We start from the raw sequence: 19403 nt of genomic DNA, 5'->3' as shown, positions 1-19403 counted from the left end.
TAGAGCGTTCATTATATTTCGGGAAAGGGGGGAATGGGGTGGATGAAAAGAAAGGCTTTTTTTCGGTAAAAGTCAAGATATACATTTTTGTATTCCTTATCGTTCTTGCAATGGCGGCAGGTACGACGGCAGTTGCCTTTTTTGCCAGCGTTAACCAGATAAACGATTACTATAAACGCTGCACGGCCAGTAACGCAAGGTACTTTTCGACGATGTTGGACGGCGATTATCTCGGGAAGCTCCGCGAAACAGCAGAATCTGCGGAGTTTCAGGCTCTGCGCGGAGAAGCAATGAAGGACGGCGACGAGGAGATCATCAAGGATTATCTCAGGGAACACGGCCTCTGGGACGAATATGTAAGGGTACAGGGCGCGATAGAGCGCTATCTGCAGAACATGACAGATATAAAGTACATCTATGTCGTTGCCAATGGCGATAAGGACGCCGTGAAGGATATGTACCTCATTGATGCCCCCGACGAGCCTGTCTTTCAGACGGGCTACTATGAAGACCGCGAGGAGGAGCTTTTAGGTCTTGATCTGACAGCTAATATCGAACCCACTATCTCCAACGGCGACTGGGGCTGGCTTTGCTCCTCATTCTGCCCTGTTTATAACTCTGAGGGCGAATGTGTGTGCATAGTCGGCTGCGACTTCGACATGGAGGACGTGATGAACGAGCGCAACCGCTTCCTCATCTACCTTATAATGGGAGCGCTGGTATTTACCGTTGTTGTTCAGACAATATCGATGATCCTGATAAACAGGCTCATCAGCAACCCTCTCAGAGCAATGACCACGGAAATGAAGAAATTCAACCCTGCCGAGGGGCTGACCTACAAGGAGGCAGGGGTCATGGAGCTTAACATAAAAAATCACGATGAGATCGGCGACCTTTATCATGGTATCCGCTCAATGCAGATGAATATAACAGACCGCCTCAACGATCTTTCGGAATTGCAGCAGGATAAGCTCAAAGCAGAACAGGATATAAGGGATAAGGAACTCCAGATAGGAAGGCTCAGCAAGGAAGCCAAGAAGGATATGCTGACAGGCGTGGGAAGCAAGGCTGCATATTCAAACAGGGTCAACCTGCTGAATATGGAAATGTCCGAGGGGGACATTGAGTTTGCACTTGTAATGGTGGATATGAACAAACTCAAGGACATAAATGACAGCTGCGGACATAAGGCAGGCGATCAGTACATAAGAGGCTGCTGCCGCTTGGTCTGCGAGGTATTCAAGCATTCTCCCGTCTACAGGATAGGCGGCGACGAGTTCATTGTCGTATTGCAGGGGCATGATTACAAGGAGCGACAGGCTCTTGTCGATGAGCTCAGGGAAAAATTCGACAAAAAATACAATCAGACGGAGCTGAAACCCTGGTTCAGGTACTCTGCCGCAGTTGGGATGGCGGAGAACGCTTCGTATGATACAACTGCCGACCCTGTTTTCAAACGCGCCGATGAGGCGATGTACGAGGACAAGAAACGCTTCAGGAGAAAATACGGCTTGGACAGGTAAAGATAAAAACTGTTTTGAAATATTAATAATGAGGGAAAACTATGAAAAAAAACAGATCTGAGGTTGCTGAGAATAATATTCTCCAAAAAACGATCGAAAGTTTTTCAGAGAATAAACAAGCACCTATAGTGGGATATGTGGCGTTGGTCGTGGTCTATATCGCTTTGATAGTCGCGACAGCCTGCAAGGGTTCCAACACTTATATAAGTATCGCAGACTTAAACATACCTATAAATGCTTTTGCGGGTATTCTTTCGGCGCTGTCTAATATATGCGTAATACTTATGGTGGTGTATTATAAAAAGCTGGGATTCTATACTGCTCTTACGGCGTTGATAATACAGTTACCAATGCTGACGATAAGTATGCTGAGACATCACAGCCTTGCTATGATTCCCGGAATCTTCACTGATTTTCTGACCATAATAGCTATTATGCTCATATATGACAATAACTATAAAAATCAAAAGTACCAGGAGAGGATACGAGATCAGGCTGTTACCGACAGACTGACGGAGATACCGAACAGATTTGCCTGTTCGGAGCTTGTGAGCAGTCTTATCAGACGCGGCGATGAATTTGCCATGGTCTCCATAGACCTTAACAATTTCAAGGGCATAAACGATACAATGGGCTTCAATATCGGAAATAAAGTCCTTATCGAGATAGCTTCGCGCTGGAAGAGCATTGCTGATACGGGCGTATCGGGAACTCTCGACTTCATCACACGTATCGCAGGCGATGAGTTTTCACTGATAATCAGGAATTATCATTCCGACGACGATATCATGAATACGATAAAGCAGTATGAATCCGCTCTCGGCAGACGGCTTACCATTGACAACGTGGACCTTTACATATCAGCAAGCTTCGGCTATGCCAAGTTCCCGACAGACGCGAAAACCTCCGACAGTCTCTTCTCCTATGCGGACGCGGCTATGACAGAGGTCAAGCGAGCCGGCAGCGGAAACCATATCCTGCGCTTTTCGCCCGACCTCCTCAAAAAAGAGCGTACCCTCGAGATCGAAAGAAAGCTCAGAGAGGCTCTCGAAAACGAGACTATATACTTCAACCTCCAGCCGCAGTACAGTATTGACCATAAGCTCCGCGGATTTGAGGCCCTTGCACGTATGAAGGACTCGGACGGAAACGTTATAAGTCCAGGCGAGTTCATACCCGTTGCGGAAAAGGTGGGTATCATCGACAAGGTGGACGGCATGGTAATGAAGAAGTCCGCCGCATTCTTCGGGGAGCTCCTTAAAAGATCGGGAGCCGATATAACGCTGAGCGTTAACGTATCGGTAAAGCACATGATGAAGAACGATTTCCTTGACGAGCTCAGGGAGATAATCAATACGGGAGAATTTCCTGCAAATCAGCTGGAAATTGAGATAACGGAGTCGGTAATGATAGATTCTGCGGAAAAAGCCCTGCAATGTATCGAGGAGATAAAGAAAATGGGCATAAAGATCGCTATCGACGACTTCGGAACCGGCTATTCGTCACTGAGCTATCTGAACAAATTCCCTGCAAACCTGCTGAAAATAGACAAGTCGTTTATTGACGACATGAATAAGGACGACTCTTCAAAGCAGTACGTTGCTGCGATTATTTCCATAGGTCATATCATGGGACTTGACGTTATTGCAGAGGGCGTTGAGGAAGAGGAGCAGCTCGTTTCGCTGAAGGATATCGGCTGTGACTATATACAGGGCTTTATCTGGGGACGTCCGCTTCCTATGAATGAAGCCGAAAGGCTTGTAATGGGTGAAATGTAAAAAATCAGTTAGAAAAGGCTTCCCGTCGGGAAGCCTTTTTGTATATGCGAAGATCAGCTTTAAGCTATGTCCTTGCTGTAGAGCCTGTAGCTGTATGTCTCTTTTATCAGCTGGCTGAAATAGCTGCCATTGACCTTGCCTGCACGTATGAGAGCTCCCACGGAGTCAGCGCCGTTGTCGGCAAGGTTCTGACAGAGCGCCTCGGAAAGAGCCTTGCCGAGGCCTTTATGCTCGGGCTTTATGCCGAGATACAGGAGGATATACTGTCTGCACTTCTTCTTTGTGCTCAGTATTTTCAGCAGCTTCGCGGGAGTTATGCTGCCGCGGACAGCATTGCCGAAATCAGGGACAGATACGAAGAAGCCCACGGCTTCTCCGTGGAAATAGGCGACCTTTACCATTGAATAGTCCACAATTTTTTTCAGCGGAGAATAAATTGCGGCAAATTCGTCCTCGGTTATGGGGCTGAATGTCTGAAAATCGCTGTAAAGCTCCATGATAAGACGGTATATCTCGCGCAGAGAGCGCTCAAAGGTGCTGTTGTCGGGGCTTTTCAGCTCATAGCCCTTTTCTGTGAACTGAGGCAGACGTCGGCTGAATCTGCCGTCGCTGTACTCCGCAGGTATCCTGCCATATCGGTTGGATATGTATTCGCCGCAGCTTTCGAGACCGCAGCCGCACAGGAGCTTTTCGTAATAATCAAGGTTGTACGGCTCGCCTGTATAGGGCGAGCCGAAATTATCGGTCTTGAGCCTGTAGCGTATCCAGAAGGAACAGTCTACAGGTCCTGTGAGGGAGGTCTTTCCCTCCTTTTTTGCAATGCTTTCGGCACATTTCATAAGCGCCTGAGCCGCTTTTATATCGTTTATGCACTCGAAAAAGCCGAAATAAGCGGAGGAGCGGTCGGGATATATGGTAACGGCGCACCTTGCGGCGACTTTTCCGCTTTCGTCCCTTGCAATTACTGGAAATACGCGGAAGTATCTTCTGAGTATATGCGAGCCGCGCAGCAGAGCCTTTTCCTCGGCTCTGTCCTGCATGAGCTCGCTTTTTTTGTATAGTTTTCCCGGCAGTGACAGAAAGTCGGAAAGCTCCTTCTTGTTGTCTGCCGAAATGAGTTTTGCGGTATATTTCATGTTATATCGCCTCGTTCATTTTTATCTTCTTTTCAATAATGGTGATGGTTCCCGTGGAACCGTTTATGTGTATCCTGTCGCCGTTCCTTACGGTTGAAAAGAGCTCCTTTACACCTACGACAGCAGGCTTTTTCAGCTCACGGGAGATTATGGCGGTATGCGACAGGAGAGAGCCGCGCTCGGATACTATGCCTGCCGACCTGCTGAGCAGAAATACCCAGCCCGGGTCGGTCATTTTTGCGGCTATTATCTTTCCCTCGCTGTCAAGGTCGGGAGTGAGCTTGTCCACAACCAAGACTTCACCCTCTGCGTCGCCTGACGAGCATGGGATACCCCTGAGAGTGTCGGTATTTGCAAGGCTTCCTGCCGAAGCGGCTGAGAACTGCTTGTCAAAGGGTTCTCCTGCAAACACAAGTCTCGAATACAGAGGCAGCTTCTCAAAGCTCCTGAAGGCTGCGCGGCGCGTTTCTATGAGCTCTCTGAGCTCCATGTCCTTTTGCTTCACTGCTTCAAACAATTCGTCGAATTGCAGGCAGAAAACGTCTGCGGGAGCGTCGATACGCCCGTTTTTGCAGAGCTCATCGGCAGTTTTTAGAATTATCCTGCGGACAAGTCCGAATATCTTTCCTCTTGACATACGCGAGCTTTCGCGGAGCTTTATGCCGTTTGCTGCCCTTTTTGCAAAGGCTTCGGCGAATATTCCCAGCTTCGGGAGCTTTTCCGCGTCTGTTCTGCCGCAGTCTGCGGCGTTTACTATGTTTTCCGCAAGCAGATATGGCTTTGTGCGGTAGGTATCCGTTTCGAGCTTCAGCTCCTCGGGACATCTGTCACCGTAGAGCCCGATATACTGCGATATGAGCTTTGCTCCGCTCCTGCACTTATCCATTGCGTTTTCAAAGCTTTTTTGGTCGTTTACGCCGCGCAGCTCATCAAGAACACCGCTTTCCGTGAAGCATTTCTTTATTTCCGCAAGCATTCTGACGGGCTTCATGCTTTCGATATCGCGGTTGCCTGCAATGAAAAGATTCGTAAGCTCCTGCCCCTCTGCGCCGTATTTCCTTGTAAGGCTTTTTTTGAGAAGCCCAGTGAAAATAAAGGTATACAGGTCGTTGACAAGTGTGAGGTCCCAGTGGCAGGCAAGCTCGCTGCGGAGTCCGCAGTACAGTTCAAGAAGAGCCTCGGGACTGTGCGTCTCATCTATGGCGGAAGAGTATTTTTCGTAGACTTTATCGAAATATTCGTCAAGTTTCTTCATATTCCTGCGGTTTTTAGAGAGAAGCTGAAAGAACGAAGCCGTCACGCGGAGCTTTGTCATAAAGCCTGCCTTCTCGCCGGAGCGGGTCACTTCCTTTTCGTGAACGCTCAGCATTTCCTGCCATACAGGGATTATTTTTTTGCTGAAAGGCAGCATAGCTATTATGTCGTACCAGTTGCTTATGCGGTAGTAGATCCTTCCGTTGACGCTGGCTGTCATATTGCGGAGAGAAGTGTCGATGCGCTCGGCTGTGCCGTCGTTTCTGGTAGCTCTTTTCACGCAGCTTCTGAATACCTGATAGTAGACCTCGCTTACGAAGCTGACTGTCATAGGAAGGGATATCCCGGGGTAACTTTCCGAGATATTGCTGCTGTCGAGGACGGTCACGGAACATTTCCTCAGAGAAGTAACGGGTCTTGCCTGCAAAATGAAAACTTCTCCGTCCTTTATGGCAAATTCAATGTCCTGACGCTTGCCGAAAATGCCGCATATCTTTTTGGATACCGCAATGAGCTCACGGAGCAGCTCGTCGGTCAGCAGGGGAGAGTCGTTCTGTCTCTCGAAGCAGTACAGGTCATCGGTAGTATTGTAATAGTAGTGGGTAACGTCGGTCTTGTCCTCGACTACGCCGTTTCCGAGACCTTTTCCGACAACTATGACCGTTTCGTTTAGTATCCCCTGCGGATTTGAGGTGAATATGACGCCTGAGAGCTCGGACTCCACCATTTTCTGTATTATGACAGAGATATGAGCTTCTTCGGGGTCTTTGCCCATGCTTTTAATGTAGTCCTCGGCTGCATTGCCAGCGGAAAGGCATCTTTCCACATACTTTTTCAGCTCTGTGCCCCTGACGTTCAGACAGGTGCTGAACTGCCCTGCAAAGGACATTGAAGCTCCGTCCTCACAGTCCGCAGAGGAGCGTACCGAGTACAGCCCGTCCTTGTCAAAGGGAAAGTCCGAAAGACTGTCTGCGCTCTGAACGCATACCAGTTCGGGAACGTTGAGACCGTTCTCACGCATGATGAAAAGGCGCTGAGCCTTTGAGCCTATCCTGTATTTTCTGTAATTGTCCTCAGTTATCATCATATCAGTGTTACCCCCATTCTCTGTGAGATTATATATCCTGCAACTGTTATGAGCATTATGCTTTCCTGTATGTATGTGTATTTTTCCACCTTATCGACCAGCCTGAACTTAGTCGGGTCGCCTATGAACTCCACAAATTTCCATGTCATCCATGCAACGTTTATGAGCAGGGCTGCTACGGATATCCAGCTGAGCCTGTAAACCAGGAGGATATTTGTGAGAATGTCGACAAGAGTGAGTACAAGCACGAACTTTACGGGCTTTTTATAGCCGAAAAGCTTTGAATAGGTAACGTATTCGGTCTCGTCCTTAGGAGCTCTTATCTTTCTTGATATCTCCCATATGAGTGCAGGGAAGTAAAGGGTCATCATTGCGAGGAAATTGGTGAGAGTAAATGCGGAAAGTCCGTATTTTATGCAGGTGAAGGAGATTATGTAGATATTGAGTATCATCTGCACGGGATTGTGCGTTACCAGCGCCAGCGGCAGACTTTTCTGTATCTTCTTTTTCTGGAAGAACCACAGCGACATGAGTGTTCCGTAGATGTAAAGGAAAAGGAAGAACAGGAAATTATTGAGGAATACAAAGTTGAGGATCACCGTTACCGCGATAAGCGAGGTTATGAATATGGCAAGGTCCTTTTTTGTGACTCTTCCCGAGGGAAGAGGGCGGTGTGAAAAAAGGCGGCAGTCCAGCTCGTAGTCCTTGAAATCATCGGCTATCCTGAGCCAGCAAAGGAAGCTGAATACTGTGAAGCCGCCGATAAATTCGGCTAAAGATATGCTGAAATCGGTAACTCCGTTATTGAGCAGTACAATGAAGTATATCTCGCCGAAAACTATGAATCCAAGTATCAGACGAGGTAAAAGCGGATACATTTCCCTGAAATAGATATCAAGTCGTTTTAACATGGTCGTTTCCCCCTTAAATGTTGCGGCGTATCCTGAGTGCGTAAAGAATCAGGTTCACAGCCGAATGTGTAAAAAATCCCACAAGAATGTAAAGCCAGTATTGTCCGAAGCTTACCGGACAGAGCAGACTGAGGCACAGGACGACTCCCAGAAGCGAATCTATCTGGTCTATCACATAGAATATCATGCCCTTCAGCCCCTTATCGGTCTTGCCTGCCATTATGCCTGCCCTGCGCTTTATAAAGCTGTTCGGCAGCTCGAATACCGCATAGGCGAGCCCGAAAAGCAGTCCTGCCCCGAGGTTCGGCGCGAAGCTGTTGCCGTGAACGGCGATCAGCTGATTTTTTGCTTCAAGAGGCGGAACTGCGGAGCATACAGCTCCCCATATGACCTGAGACGCTCCGCCGAGAAAAATCATTCCGAGGAAGCCCTTCCAGGTCTTGTTGTCCCCGAAGAGACGCTTGCCGTCGCGGAGACATTTTCCGCAGTCCATAGGCTTTTTCAGCTCTTCGCATATGGGCAGCTTTACAAATATCATGTTCAGTACTCCTGCGATTATCACTGACGCAAGAGTTGCATATATCTGCGTTATCTCAGTGAGAATATTCATTTTAGCAGCGCTAAAGCCTTTGGAACGAGGATTATAGCTTCGGTTACGAAGAATGCTGAGGAAATGGCAAGAACTCCGCCTGCCGCCGCGTCCTTGATGAAGCGGTTCTTCTCGTTGATATTGTTGTCGTAGGTGTCGATGACGCGCTCAATGGCAGTATTCAGGAACTCTGCGGAAAAAGCGGCGGTCACAAGGGCGACGAATACGATGTACTCCCATACCGCACAGTGCAGCAGGATATTGAATATCAGCATGAAAAGCGCGATAGCCGTGTATTCCATGAAGTTCCTTTCGCTTCTGTAGCATTCGGCAATGCCGTGTGCTGCACATCTTATGCTCTGAAAAATATTTTTGTTTTTCATAAAAGCACCTCCAAAGTGTTGTCGTTGATTATATTATATTTATTTGCTCCTCATTTCTCAAGTTACGATTGTCACTTTCTGAGTGACATTTGTCACTTTTTAAAGAAGCCGAAGGCGACATATTTTATATGCGGGAATGAAAAAGATAGTCTTCTTGTAACATTTGTTAAGATATAAGCTTTCAGGCTTAAATTTTTTTCTGTGTAAATGGTAAAAAAATTCCAAAAACCGCTTGAAATAGCCTTGTGTATATGCTATAATATTTAAGTTGTGATCCATTTTAAACTTTTTTCTGACAAGCAGAAGTGTCAGAGCATGATCCGAAAGGATCGTTATTCAGAGGGTAAGAAACAATCGTTGGAGGGAAAAATGAAAAACACTTCAAAAAGACACACCATTGCAGGGATATTATGCCTTGGGATGCTTTTGCAGACCGCCTCATATCTTCCTGCACACGCAGATACTAACGTACAAGTGTCAATGAATGAGATCTGCACAAAAAACAGCTCATATCCTGCGGCAGACGGGAAGTGCCACGACTGGATAGAGCTGTACAACAGCGCAAAGACAGAAGCCGATATTTCGGGCTGGGGACTTTCCGATACGGAAGGCGAGCCACGTAAATATGTATTCCCTGAGGGAACACGTGTACCGGCAGAGGGAAGACTCATTGTCTTCTGTGACAGCGACGCAGCAGCAAACGACAGAACGATAGCTCCTTTTGGACTTGCAGCTTCGGGCGAAACTCTCGTGCTCAGCGACAAGAATGGCAGCAGAGTCCAGACTGTGACGGTCGGAGCGCTTGCGGCTGACGCCTCATACGGACAGTACCCCGATGGAAGCGGCGAGTTCTACACGCTTAAAGGTACTCCCGACAAGGCGAATGCAGCTCCTGAGGGAAACGCAGCTGTGCATCCGCCTGTTTTTTCGCAGGAAAGCGGCTTCTATGACAGCAGCTTCACACTTACGCTCACAGCCGACGAAGGGTGTGATATCTACTATACCACAGACGGCAGCGACCCTGTGTACGGTTCAAAAAAGTATACGGAGCCGCTCACGATAAATGATATGACTGATACCGAGAACCGTCTGAGCGCACGTACAGACATAGTTCCCGACGGTGCGGAAGCTCCCCGCGGAAACGTTGACAAAGCAGTAGTCATAAGAGCTGTTGCAGTCGACAAGGAGAACCGGGCAAGCGAATACATCACAAAGACATACTTCATCGGCAGGACAAATTCGGGTTACTACAAGCAGATGAAGGTAGTTTCACTCGTTACCGACCCTGCAAACCTTTTTGACAACAATAAGGGAATCTACTGCCTCGGAAGGATATACGAGGAAAACAGGCACAGCAGCGGCGACAAGTGGCCGTGGGAGATACCTGCAAACTACACTCAGAGAGGCAGGGACTGGGAGCGCCCTGCACAATTCACCATGTTTGAAAACGGTAAAAAGGTGATAGACCAGAGCGTCGGCATACGTATCAAGGGAGCTTTCTCAAGATGTCTCGCACAGAAGAGCTTCAACGTTTACACACGCAAGGATTACGGTCTTACCGAGTTTGACTATGATTTCTTCTCAGGAAAAGCTGTTAAGGCTAAAAACGGCAAGGCTATAAAGAAATTCGACGGTGTGGTCCTCAGAAACGGCGGAAACGACAACACAGGAGCTTTCTTCCGTGACAGCATCAACCAGAGCCTTGTTGCGGACAGAGCATTTGCACATCAGGCTGTAACAGAGTGCATAGTATTTCTCGACGGCGAGTTCTGGGGTATCTATCAGATGATGGAAAAGATAAATACAAGCTTCCTCAGCGACCATTACGGCGTTAAGAAGAGCGATATCGCCATGATAGAGAACGGCGCTCTCGAGGAGGGCTCGGAACAGGACCTCAGAGACTGGCGCAGCGTCTGCGACGGTATGGCAAACGGGAATATGTCCTATGACGAGTTTTGCAGCAAGGTAGACATACAGGGCTTCATGGACTATTTTGCAGCTCAGATATACTGGTCGAATGCGGACTGGCCGCAGAACAATTTCAGCGCATGGCGTTCAAATGCTATCGACGAAACAAATCCTTACGCTGACGGCAAGTGGAGAATGATACTCTTCGATACCGAGTCGGGACAGGGACTTTACGGCACAGAGGACAAGTCCTATTCCGCTGACGGTTTCAGACGTATCCGTGAAAGCGGCAGCCAGCTGGCAAGAGTGTTCAACTCCCTTATGAATATCGAGCAGTTCAGACTGAAATTCGCAAGGACTATGATGGACCTTGCAAATCACAATTTCAATACCGACAGAACAAGGGCAGTCATAGAAGGCTACAAGAACAGCTACAGACAGCAGGTAGCAGATACATATGCGCGTTTCCATTCGGGAAGCCTTTCGGGCGATAATGCGATCAGGCGATTTGAGGGCGATATTTCCACTGTTCTTGACTTCTATGCACAGCGTTATCCCTATGCAGAGCGCACTACACGTTCGGCTGCAGGGCTTTCTTCCGAGCCGCGCAGACTTACAGTGGTCAACTCTCCCGATAACGGCAGCATAAAGCTCAATACCCTTGAGCTCGGCAATATCAGCAGATGGAGCGGTAATTACCACACAGATTACGATATCTATATCAAGGCTATGCCTGTGGAGGGACGCACTTTCTCGCACTGGAACATAAACGGTGCCAGGATAACCAACGGCGACGCCGCAACAGCTTCTATAAAGGTAAAGCTGGAGTCTGACGCTACAGTTGAGGCAGTTTACTCGGACGGTGAAAATGTTCAGCCTGTGACAACTACCACAACAAAGACTACAACAAAAGCTACAACTACTACAACAAAGGCTGCAACGACTACAACAGCGGCTATACAGAAAACAGTGCCTGTCAAGGGACTCAAGTCGCTGAGCAAGGTGGTACAGGCTGAGACCTATGATTTCAAGTCGGGAATAGATACCGAAAACTGCTCGGAGGGCGGACTTGATGTTGCGTATATCGAAAACGGCGAGTACATCGGCTTCAAGGACGTTGATCTCACAAATGTACGCAATATCGACTTCCGTATCGGTTCAAACGGCGCAAAGGCTGTCCTCGAGGTACATATTGACGATCCGAACGGTCAGGTCATAGGAAAAATGGATATCAAGAGCACAAGCGGCTGGCAGACCTGGAACACTCAGACCTGTTCTGTCAGTGAGACCAACGGCAAGCACGATGTTTACTTCGTATTTACAGGCGGCGAGGGCTACCTTTACAATGTAAACTGGTGGAGAACAGACAAGGCGGTAAGTAAATATGCTATCGGCGACCTCAATGAGGACGGAAAGGTGGATATTTACGATCTTTGCTCTATGAAAAAGGCAGTTCTCACAGGTGAAGCCGATAACTTCGGAGCAGCCGATATAAACGATGACGACGCTATAAACAGCGCTGACCTTGTGCTTCTCAAGAGGTTCATAATGGGCGATATCAAGTCGTTCTGATGACGTAAAAAATTAGTATTTTGGCAAAAATCCACTTTACCCATGAAAGGGATGCCAAAGGGTCCACAACCCTTTGGCAGAGTCCGGAGGCAGCGCCTCTGGTGGGGAGTGTAGCAAATCCCCACATATAGCCTCAAAGCGCTCCGCAAGAGGAGACGCCCTGCGAGTGAGGGCGTCTCCTTAATTAATATTGTTTTGGGCAGACCGAAAAAAAGCCGCTTTAAGCGGCTTTTTATCTTCTCCTTTCGGGATATTTCAGGTAGAATTCTTCCTTGTTGGCGTACATATTCGCGTCGGCAGTCTGCATTGCCTTCCTTATTGTACCGATAGTCTTGTAGCTCGAACCTACGGCAAAGCACACTCCCTCGGGAGAGGCGGTCGCTGTCATGAAGCGCTTCGTCTTTTCTGCGAATACTGCCTCGTCAGGCTCGACGGCAAGTACCATGAACTCGTCGCCGCCTGCACGGTATATCTCATAGTCGGGGAAGTGCTTCTGCAATGTGAGGGCTGCGTCCTTTAACAGGAGATCGCCTGCAAAGTGTCCCTCGTTGTCGTTTATCTGCTTGAGGCCGTTAAGATCGGCGAAGATTATCCCTACAGCGTCCCCGAAGTGTTCCTGATCTGCAACGAGCACGTCGATACGGTTGTTCATAGCGTTTCTGTTGAGAACTCCCGTGAGAACGTCCTGAGAGCTGAGCATTTCCAGACGGTTGAAAAGCTGGTGGCTTGCAAGCTCTGATGAGATGAAATATGTGGTGAGCTCGAGAGTTTCCTTGATTTTCATAGCGTTGCTGACATCAAAATTAAGCGCCCATATAAAGCCGATAGTTTCCTTCCGGTATCTTAGCGGGAAAAGGATTATACTTTCGGCTCCCGCAGGCTTTATGGTATTGTACCATACGGGATTGGTCTCTTTCAGGTAGTCCCAGTCCTGCTTGTCCTTGATGATAGCGCAGGTGCTTCCTGCAATAGTGCCGTGCCAAGTGTCCACAACATTGAAAAAGTCATCGTCTATATAATCCTTCATGGTATTATGAGAGACATTTTCACGGAGAGACTCGCATAATACTGAGCATTTACGCTGTGCGAAATCAGTTGTGAGGATACAGCAGAACTCGGCGTTGCAGAGCTTGCGGATATCTGCGATAACCTCATTGATCGTCTGCATGAAATCGTCTGCACCGCGGAGCTTCATGCATATCTGAAGTACATTTGCTGCGATATCGGGTGTGGTATTGGTCATCAGCGAGTAATCGGGAGCTTCCGAAAAACTCTGCACAAAAGCGCAGTAGCCGATGTTTTCCTTGTCCGATTTAAGCGGTATCGCAGTCAGGTGGAGCCATAAAGGCATTCTCTCCGGGTGGATATATGTGTGGAGAGTTTCCCCGAGTATGGCGCTCCTGAAGCAGAAATCCTCGAAATTCTTGTCCTTCGGCATATAGTTTTCATAGGGCTCGTTCGGCGAAAAATCTGTCTTATACAGGGCTTCTTCACCTATTTTGTCGTGATCGTCCTCGGACTTCTTGAAAAAAATAGAATTACCCGTTACAAGAAGAATGTTGCCGTAGCTCCCGTCGGGAAATTTTTCAACGGAAAAAACGCTTGCCATAGCGTTTATGTGTTCTGAAAAGAAATGAAAGTCAGATCTCATAATATGTCCCCCCGATACACAAAAAGTAAAAAATATTCCTGGCAGTAATAACAGTGACATCCAAAGCAAACTGTATAAAAAAGGCGCTTTGAAAGCCGCGTTTTTGTCACATATCATTATAACATGATTAGTTAAAGATGTCAATCGTATAAACTTTATAAAAAATGGACAGTTTTTTCTGTACAATGCATTTTTCTTTGCATTTATCAGGTATGTATGGTATAATGTCCTTGCAGATACGCAGACAAGAAATCTGTTTACTGAAATTGGACGATCATATCATAACGCTATGGATATAACATAATAAGAAGCAATACAGCCGAAAAGGAGGATAATATGACTTTACAGCAGCTTAAATACATGATCACAATAGCAGAAACCGGCTCTATCACTACTGCGGCGCAGCGCCTTTTCATTGCTCAGCCAAGCCTTTCAAAATCCGTGGCAGAGCTTGAAAAGGAAATGGGCATAACTATTTTCAACCGAAGCAACAGGGGAGTTTACCTGTCCGAGGACGGAATGAAGTTCCTTTCCTATGCGCGTCAGGTCGTGGAACAGGCGGAGCTCCTTGAAAACGAGTACAAGTCCACTGCTCCGCCGAGAAGAGCTTTTGCTGTCTCGGCACAGCATTACGCATTCGTCGTAAATGCTTTTGTTGAACTTGTACGCGAATACGGTAGGGATAAGTACGAATTTTCTCTCCGCGAACTTAAAACCGCAGAGATAATCGAGGACGTCCGCACTCACAGAAGCGATATCGGAGTCCTTTTCCTAAGCAGCTTCAACCGCGAGGTCATAAGGCATATCCTGCAGAATGAGGAGATACGCTTTGAACCGCTTTTTACTGCTAAACCCCATGTTTTTGTCAGCAGGAGCAATCCACTTGTGGGCAGGAGCTCCGTAACTCTCGGTGATCTGAAAGCCTTTCCGCGTCTTACCTACGATCAGGGTGTGAAAAACTCCTTTTACTTTGCCGAGGAGCTGCATATAACGGCGGAAAGTCCGAAAAATATAGTAGTTTCCGACAGAGCTACCCTTTTCAATTTCCTTATAGGACTTGACGGGTATACCATATCTTCGGGAATACTCAGTTCAGACCTCAACGGCAGCAATATAGTGTCGATCCCTCTTGAAAGCAGCGAAGAAATGGAGATAGGCTACATAACTACCGCCGACCGCCCTATGAACGAGCTTACGGAGCGGTATCTCGAGCATCTCAAGGAGTACATCGCAAATTACTCTTCCTGATATAGCTTTTAGCTATGGGACTGCATTTCTTTTTGATATTAACACATTTCTGACGGGTATGCTATAATAGAAACACAACAAAGCATATCGGAGGAACAGGAAATGCAGACATCGATCATCGGATACCCGAGAATAGGAAATCTTCGCGAGCTGAAGTTCGCAAGCGAGAAATACTTCCGCGGTGAGATAACAGCTGCGGAGCTTGAAAAAACAGCAAAGGATATCCGTTTATATAATCTTGGATTACAGAAAAAAAGCGGACTTGACTTTATACCGTCCAATGATTTTTCTTACTATGACGGAGTACTTGACACGGCTTTTCTGCTGAACGCAGTTCCCGTGAGATACACAGCCCTCGGACTTTCCGGGCTTGATACATATTTCGCAGCCGCAAGGGGCTATCAGGGCGAAAAGGGCGATGTCAAAGCTCTTGCCATGAAGAAGTGGTACAATACCAACTATCATTATATGGTTCCCGAGATAGACGACAGCACAGAGATAAAACTTGTCGGCACGAAGCCATTTGAGCTTTTCAGCGAGGCTCTCGGCAGCGGCGTAAAGACCAGGCCTGTCATCGTCGGAGCTTACACATTCCTGAAGCTTGCAAGATACAAGGGCAGCAGGAAAGCGTCCGATTTCATTGCAAGTACTGCTGATGCATATTCGGAGCTGCTGAAAAAGTTCGGCAGCCTCGGCGCTGAGTGGGTGCAGTTCGACGAGCCGTCACTGGTAATGGATATGACAGCTGATGATATCCGGCTCTTCACAGCACTGTATGAGAAGATACTGCATGATAAGGGCGGCGTTAAGGTGCTTGTGCAGACCTATTTCGGCGACGTCCGCGACTGCTATAATGAACTCTGCGGACTTGACATTGACGGTATCGGTCTTGATCTCACCGAGGGAAAAAGGTCTCTCGAGCTCGTAAAGAAAAACGGTTTCCCTCAGGGAAAAACTTTGTTTGCAGGAGTCGTGAACGGAAAGAACATCTGGCGCTGCAATTACGCTTCTGCTCTCGTCACGCTTTCAGAGCTTGAAAAGCTCGCACATGATATAGTTATAAATACATCCTGTTCGCTTCTGCACGTTCCGTGTACTCTTGCGAACGAAACCAGACTCGGGGAGTTCTACAAGAAGCATTTCGCATATGCAGAGGAGAAGCTTACCGAGCTTGCGGAGCTCAAAAGGATAACAGCTTCATCATGCCCGACGGAAACTGAGGAGTACCGCAGAAATGCAGCTCTCCACAGCAAGCCGAGAGACGGCGGCAACGAGGCTGTAAGGAAAAAGGTGGCGGCTCTTACGGAAAAGGACTTTGTAAGACTTCCCGGATTTGCAGAGCGCGAAAGGATACAGAAGGAAAGGTTCAGACTGCCCCTGTTCCCGACTACGACTATCGGTTCGTTCCCTCAGACGGCAGACGTGAAGGCAAAGCGCAGCGCATACCGCAAGGGTGAGATATCCGACAGCGATTACGAGTTCTTTATCGAGAAAAAGATAGCAGAATGTATTGCATTGCAGGAAGAAATAGGTCTTGACGTACTTGTTCATGGCGAATTTGAGCGTAATGACATGGTGGAGTACTTCGGCGAGTGCCTTGACGGCTATCTCTTTACGGAAAAGGCATGGGTGCAGTCCTACGGCACACGCTGCGTTAAACCGCCTGTTATATGGGGGGATATCTCCCGTGCAAAGCCCATGACCGTGAAATGGTCGGTCTATGCTCAGAGCCTTACCGACAAGCCAATGAAGGGAATGCTCACAGGACCTGTTACCATACTCAACTGGTCATTCCCGAGAGAGGATATTTCCCTCAGGGAGAGCGCTTTGCAGATAGCTCTTGCTATCCGCGAGGAGGTCCTCGACCTCGAGGCAAACGGTATCAGTATCATACAGGTGGACGAAGCTGCCCTGCGTGAGAAGCTGCCGCTCCGCAGGTCTGACTGGAGAGAGGACTACCTCGACTGGGCTATACCTGCGTTCAGATATGTACACAGCGGCGTAAAGCCCGAAACACAGATACATACCCATATGTGCTACAGCGAATTTGCTGACATTATCAGGGATATAGACGATATGGACGCAGATGTCATCACCTTTGAGGCGTCAAGGTCTGACCTGACTATACTCGACGTGCTCAGGGAGAATGATTTCCGTACCGAGGTCGGTCCCGGAGTATACGATATACACTCGCCGAGAGTACCCTCAAAGGACGAGATAAAGGCTGCTGTCAGCAAGATGAGGGAGCGTATCCCTGCTGAAAAGCTGTGGATAAATCCCGACTGCGGACTTAAAACAAGAGGAAACGAGGAAACTGTTCCGAGCCTTAAAAACCTCGTGAACGCTGCGAAAGAGGCAAGAAATGAAAACTGCTGAATTATTTGAAAACAAGACTGTTTTTTCCCTCGAAGTCTTTCCGCCGAAGCCTGACGCAGAGGAAAGCGTGATATATGACACTCTCGAGGAGCTTTCGGATATCTCTCCCGATTTTATAAGCGTTACCTACGGCGCAGGAGGCGGTAATAACGGCTGCAAGACCATACAGATAGCCTCCGACATAAAGCACAGGTACGGAGTTGAAAGCGTTGCACATCTGCCATGTATTGAGCTGAAAAGGGAACAGGCTGCGGAGATACTTGACAGCCTGCAAGCTCACGGCATAGAAAACGTGCTTGCGCTTCGGGGAGACAGGCGCGAGGGGAGCGCTCCGGCAGGTGATTTCCGCCATGCAAGCGACCTTATCTCCTTCATAAAGGAAAACTATGACTTCAACGTTCTTGCTGCCTGTTATCCCGAGGTACACCCGGAAAGCGGAAGCGCTGTCAATGACCTGAAATGGCTCAGATACAAGGCTGAATGCGGCGCAGATCACCTGATAACCCAGCTTTTTCTCGATAACAGATATTTTTACGACTTTTACGAAAAAGCCCGTATAGCAGGCATAGGAGTGCCGATAGAGGCCGGTATCATGCCGGTTACCAATAAGAGACAGATAGAGCGCATGGTGAAGCTCTGCGGCGTGGAGCTCCCGAAAAAGTTCGTCCGCGTTCTTGAAAAGTATGAGCATAATGAGTCAGCGCTGCGCGACGCAGGCATAGCTTATGCAATAGACCAGATAACCGACCTCATCGCTGAGGGAGTTGACGGTATACACCTTTATACCATGAATAATCCCTATGTTGCACACAGGATCTTTGACGCTGTAGAAAGCCTTATTGCCGTAAGCGTGTCCGCTTCGGTGTGAATTTCTTCCATTTACCAAATGAATAAGCTCTCCATACTGATAATGGAGAGCTTATTTGCTTTTATAATGAAAATATCATAACAGCTCACGGCACTTATCAGAAAGAGCTTCGTATCTTTCCGAGATATCGCCGAGAAGAGCGGAAATATCGCCAGTCTTGTGGACTTCAGCCTGTTTCAGGAAGTCGGAGAGCATTTCTTCCGCTTCTTCCTTTTTAAAGGCTCTCATACCTGCAAAAGGGCCCTCTGTGAACAGTGAGGACAGCACCTTTGCGATATCGCTGAATTGTCCGTCGGTTATATTCCCTTTCAGAAGCGACGATATATCCACCTTTTCATACACATCAAGAGCGGAATACTCTGCAAGAACGCTGTTGATTATACCCTCATGGAGGAGCCAGTCCTTAATTTCCTTTGTTTCGGGCTCAAGCCGTGCAACAGCGTGTATCCTGCCCCAGCCGTGAACCTTTTGTGCAAGGGCAAAGACCTCATCATTGCCGTTTGACCATGTCATCATATTGAATACGGAGAACAGGGTGAATTCATCGCTGAGTCCGAGAGTTCTGACCACATTCTTGATCTGGTCGTCGGGTTCTGAGAGAATTTCCAGTATTATAAGTCCGAACTTGACCATTTCCACGATCTTGCTTGACAGGCATCTGAAAGTAAGGTCAACCATTTTATCAAGTTCGAGCTTGTCGGTGTTTTCCATGATATACTTCTGAATGGCGTCAATAAATACAACAGGGGAGGTATCGGTGAACAGCTCCGCCATTTTCTGCATCACCTTTGCAGGATCCCCGAGGAGCTTGAAAGCGTCGGCAATTATCTGCATTTGCTCGTCCGTTATTTTCGGGAAGCCCATATGGTACATACTTACGCCGTCCATTGCTCCGTCAGCCCATCTGAGCTGAGTCGGGTCGGTGCTTGGGGGCTTTGGAAGTGAAAAATCATCGGGCAGGCGGCCGTTTACCGTATTTGCAGCCAGAAGTTCGTAAATTGAATTATATTCGCTCATGTTTTATTCTCCTTTGATAGTTTTTCGCTTGTTCCGCAAGTCTGCGCCTCATGTACCGGCTCTTCAGGAGCCGCTATAAGTACATTATACTGCATTAGGAAA

At 47.9% G+C, this 19403-nt stretch carries 13 protein-coding genes; 6 read left to right on the top strand and 7 right to left on the bottom strand.

Annotated features, from left to right (window positions below; genetic code table 11):
• The first annotated feature begins 38 nt into the window (after positions 1-38).
• Positions 39-1523 carry a diguanylate cyclase gene (locus IKW96_RS06075; RefSeq protein ID WP_296571728.1) on the top strand — a complete coding sequence of 495 codons (1485 nt, stop codon included), beginning with the start codon at positions 39-41 and terminating at the stop codon, positions 1521-1523.
• A gap of 41 nt (positions 1524-1564) precedes the next feature.
• Positions 1565-3301: a bifunctional diguanylate cyclase/phosphodiesterase gene (locus IKW96_RS06070; RefSeq protein ID WP_296571725.1), complete on the top strand. Its 1737-nt coding sequence runs from the start codon at positions 1565-1567 to the stop codon at positions 3299-3301.
• A 59-nt stretch (positions 3302-3360) separates the two neighbouring features.
• Here IKW96_RS06070 and IKW96_RS06065 read toward each other — a convergent pair whose 3' ends face one another.
• Genes IKW96_RS06065 through IKW96_RS06045 form a run of 5 tightly spaced genes read right to left on the bottom strand, consistent with a single transcriptional unit; the run spans position 3361 to position 8661 of the window.
• Complete coding sequence (locus tag IKW96_RS06065; protein ID WP_296571722.1) at positions 3361-4437, bottom strand: hypothetical protein; 1077 nt, start codon at positions 4435-4437, stop codon at positions 3361-3363.
• Between the two features lies 1 nt (position 4438).
• A complete protein-coding gene (locus IKW96_RS06060; protein WP_296571719.1) occupies positions 4439-6778 on the bottom strand; it encodes a PEP/pyruvate-binding domain-containing protein in 2340 nt (779 codons plus the stop codon).
• Positions 6775-7689, bottom strand: coding sequence for a UbiA family prenyltransferase (locus IKW96_RS06055; protein ID WP_296571715.1), 915 nt, complete (start codon positions 7687-7689; stop codon positions 6775-6777). The genes IKW96_RS06060 and IKW96_RS06055 overlap by 4 nt, the downstream gene beginning before the upstream one ends.
• 13 nt (positions 7690-7702) lie before the next feature.
• Positions 7703-8299: a CDP-archaeol synthase gene (locus tag IKW96_RS06050; protein ID WP_296571712.1), complete on the bottom strand. Its 597-nt coding sequence runs from the start codon at positions 8297-8299 to the stop codon at positions 7703-7705.
• Positions 8296-8661: a diacylglycerol kinase gene (locus IKW96_RS06045; RefSeq protein WP_296571709.1), complete on the bottom strand. Its 366-nt coding sequence runs from the start codon at positions 8659-8661 to the stop codon at positions 8296-8298. The genes IKW96_RS06050 and IKW96_RS06045 overlap by 4 nt, the downstream gene beginning before the upstream one ends.
• Positions 8662-9030: 369 nt before the next feature.
• Between IKW96_RS06045 and IKW96_RS06040 the strand changes: the two genes are divergently transcribed.
• Positions 9031-12141, top strand: coding sequence for a carbohydrate-binding protein (locus tag IKW96_RS06040; RefSeq protein WP_296571706.1), 3111 nt, complete (start codon positions 9031-9033; stop codon positions 12139-12141).
• A gap of 232 nt (positions 12142-12373) precedes the next feature.
• Here the strand turns inward: IKW96_RS06040 and IKW96_RS06035 are convergent, their stop codons facing one another.
• Positions 12374-13792, bottom strand: coding sequence for a GGDEF domain-containing protein (locus tag IKW96_RS06035; protein WP_296571702.1), 1419 nt, complete (start codon positions 13790-13792; stop codon positions 12374-12376).
• Positions 13793-14128: 336 nt separating this feature from the next.
• On the opposite strand from IKW96_RS06035, the gene IKW96_RS06030 reads away from it, so the two are divergent.
• The 3 genes from IKW96_RS06030 (at position 14129) to metF (ending at position 18284) form a co-directional block, all read left to right on the top strand.
• A complete protein-coding gene (locus tag IKW96_RS06030; RefSeq protein WP_296571700.1) occupies positions 14129-15040 on the top strand; it encodes a LysR family transcriptional regulator in 912 nt (303 codons plus the stop codon).
• A 102-nt stretch (positions 15041-15142) separates the two neighbouring features.
• Entirely contained in the window at positions 15143-17416 is a 2274-nt protein-coding gene (gene metE, locus IKW96_RS06025) for a 5-methyltetrahydropteroyltriglutamate--homocysteine S-methyltransferase (protein WP_296571697.1), read from the top strand.
• On the top strand, positions 17403-18284 hold the full coding sequence (gene metF / locus IKW96_RS06020) for a methylenetetrahydrofolate reductase [NAD(P)H] (protein ID WP_296571694.1): 882 nt from the start codon (positions 17403-17405) through the stop codon (positions 18282-18284). The genes metE and metF overlap by 14 nt, the downstream gene beginning before the upstream one ends.
• A 75-nt stretch (positions 18285-18359) precedes the next feature.
• Here metF and IKW96_RS06015 read toward each other — a convergent pair whose 3' ends face one another.
• The gene (locus tag IKW96_RS06015; RefSeq protein WP_296571692.1) at positions 18360-19301 is read right to left on the bottom strand and encodes a hypothetical protein; all 942 of its coding nucleotides are present in this window, start codon (positions 19299-19301) and stop codon (positions 18360-18362) included.
• Positions 19302-19403: the final 102 nt, after the last annotated feature.

Origin of the sequence: Ruminococcus sp. (genome assembly GCF_017549005.1) — a bacterium.
GTDB lineage: Bacteria > Bacillota > Clostridia > Oscillospirales > Ruminococcaceae > Ruminococcus.
This window is presented reverse-complemented; position numbering and strand designations above follow the sequence as displayed.

Coding starts and splice junctions, on each gene's coding strand:
- IKW96_RS06040 (WP_296571706.1), top strand. CDS start 9,031: ATGAAAAACACTTCAAAAAGACACACCATTGCAGGGATATTATGCCTT.
- IKW96_RS06065 (WP_296571722.1), bottom strand. CDS start 4,437: ATGAAATATACCGCAAAACTCATTTCGGCAGACAACAAGAAGGAGCTT.
- IKW96_RS06070 (WP_296571725.1), top strand. CDS start 1,565: ATGAAAAAAAACAGATCTGAGGTTGCTGAGAATAATATTCTCCAAAAA.
- IKW96_RS06050 (WP_296571712.1), bottom strand. CDS start 8,299: ATGAATATTCTCACTGAGATAACGCAGATATATGCAACTCTTGCGTCA.
- metE (WP_296571697.1), top strand. CDS start 15,143: ATGCAGACATCGATCATCGGATACCCGAGAATAGGAAATCTTCGCGAG.
- metF (WP_296571694.1), top strand. CDS start 17,403: ATGAAAACTGCTGAATTATTTGAAAACAAGACTGTTTTTTCCCTCGAA.
- IKW96_RS06035 (WP_296571702.1), bottom strand. CDS start 13,792: ATGAGATCTGACTTTCATTTCTTTTCAGAACACATAAACGCTATGGCA.
- IKW96_RS06060 (WP_296571719.1), bottom strand. CDS start 6,778: ATGATGATAACTGAGGACAATTACAGAAAATACAGGATAGGCTCAAAG.
- IKW96_RS06030 (WP_296571700.1), top strand. CDS start 14,129: ATGACTTTACAGCAGCTTAAATACATGATCACAATAGCAGAAACCGGC.
- IKW96_RS06045 (WP_296571709.1), bottom strand. CDS start 8,661: ATGAAAAACAAAAATATTTTTCAGAGCATAAGATGTGCAGCACACGGC.
- IKW96_RS06055 (WP_296571715.1), bottom strand. CDS start 7,689: ATGTTAAAACGACTTGATATCTATTTCAGGGAAATGTATCCGCTTTTA.
- IKW96_RS06015 (WP_296571692.1), bottom strand. CDS start 19,301: ATGAGCGAATATAATTCAATTTACGAACTTCTGGCTGCAAATACGGTA.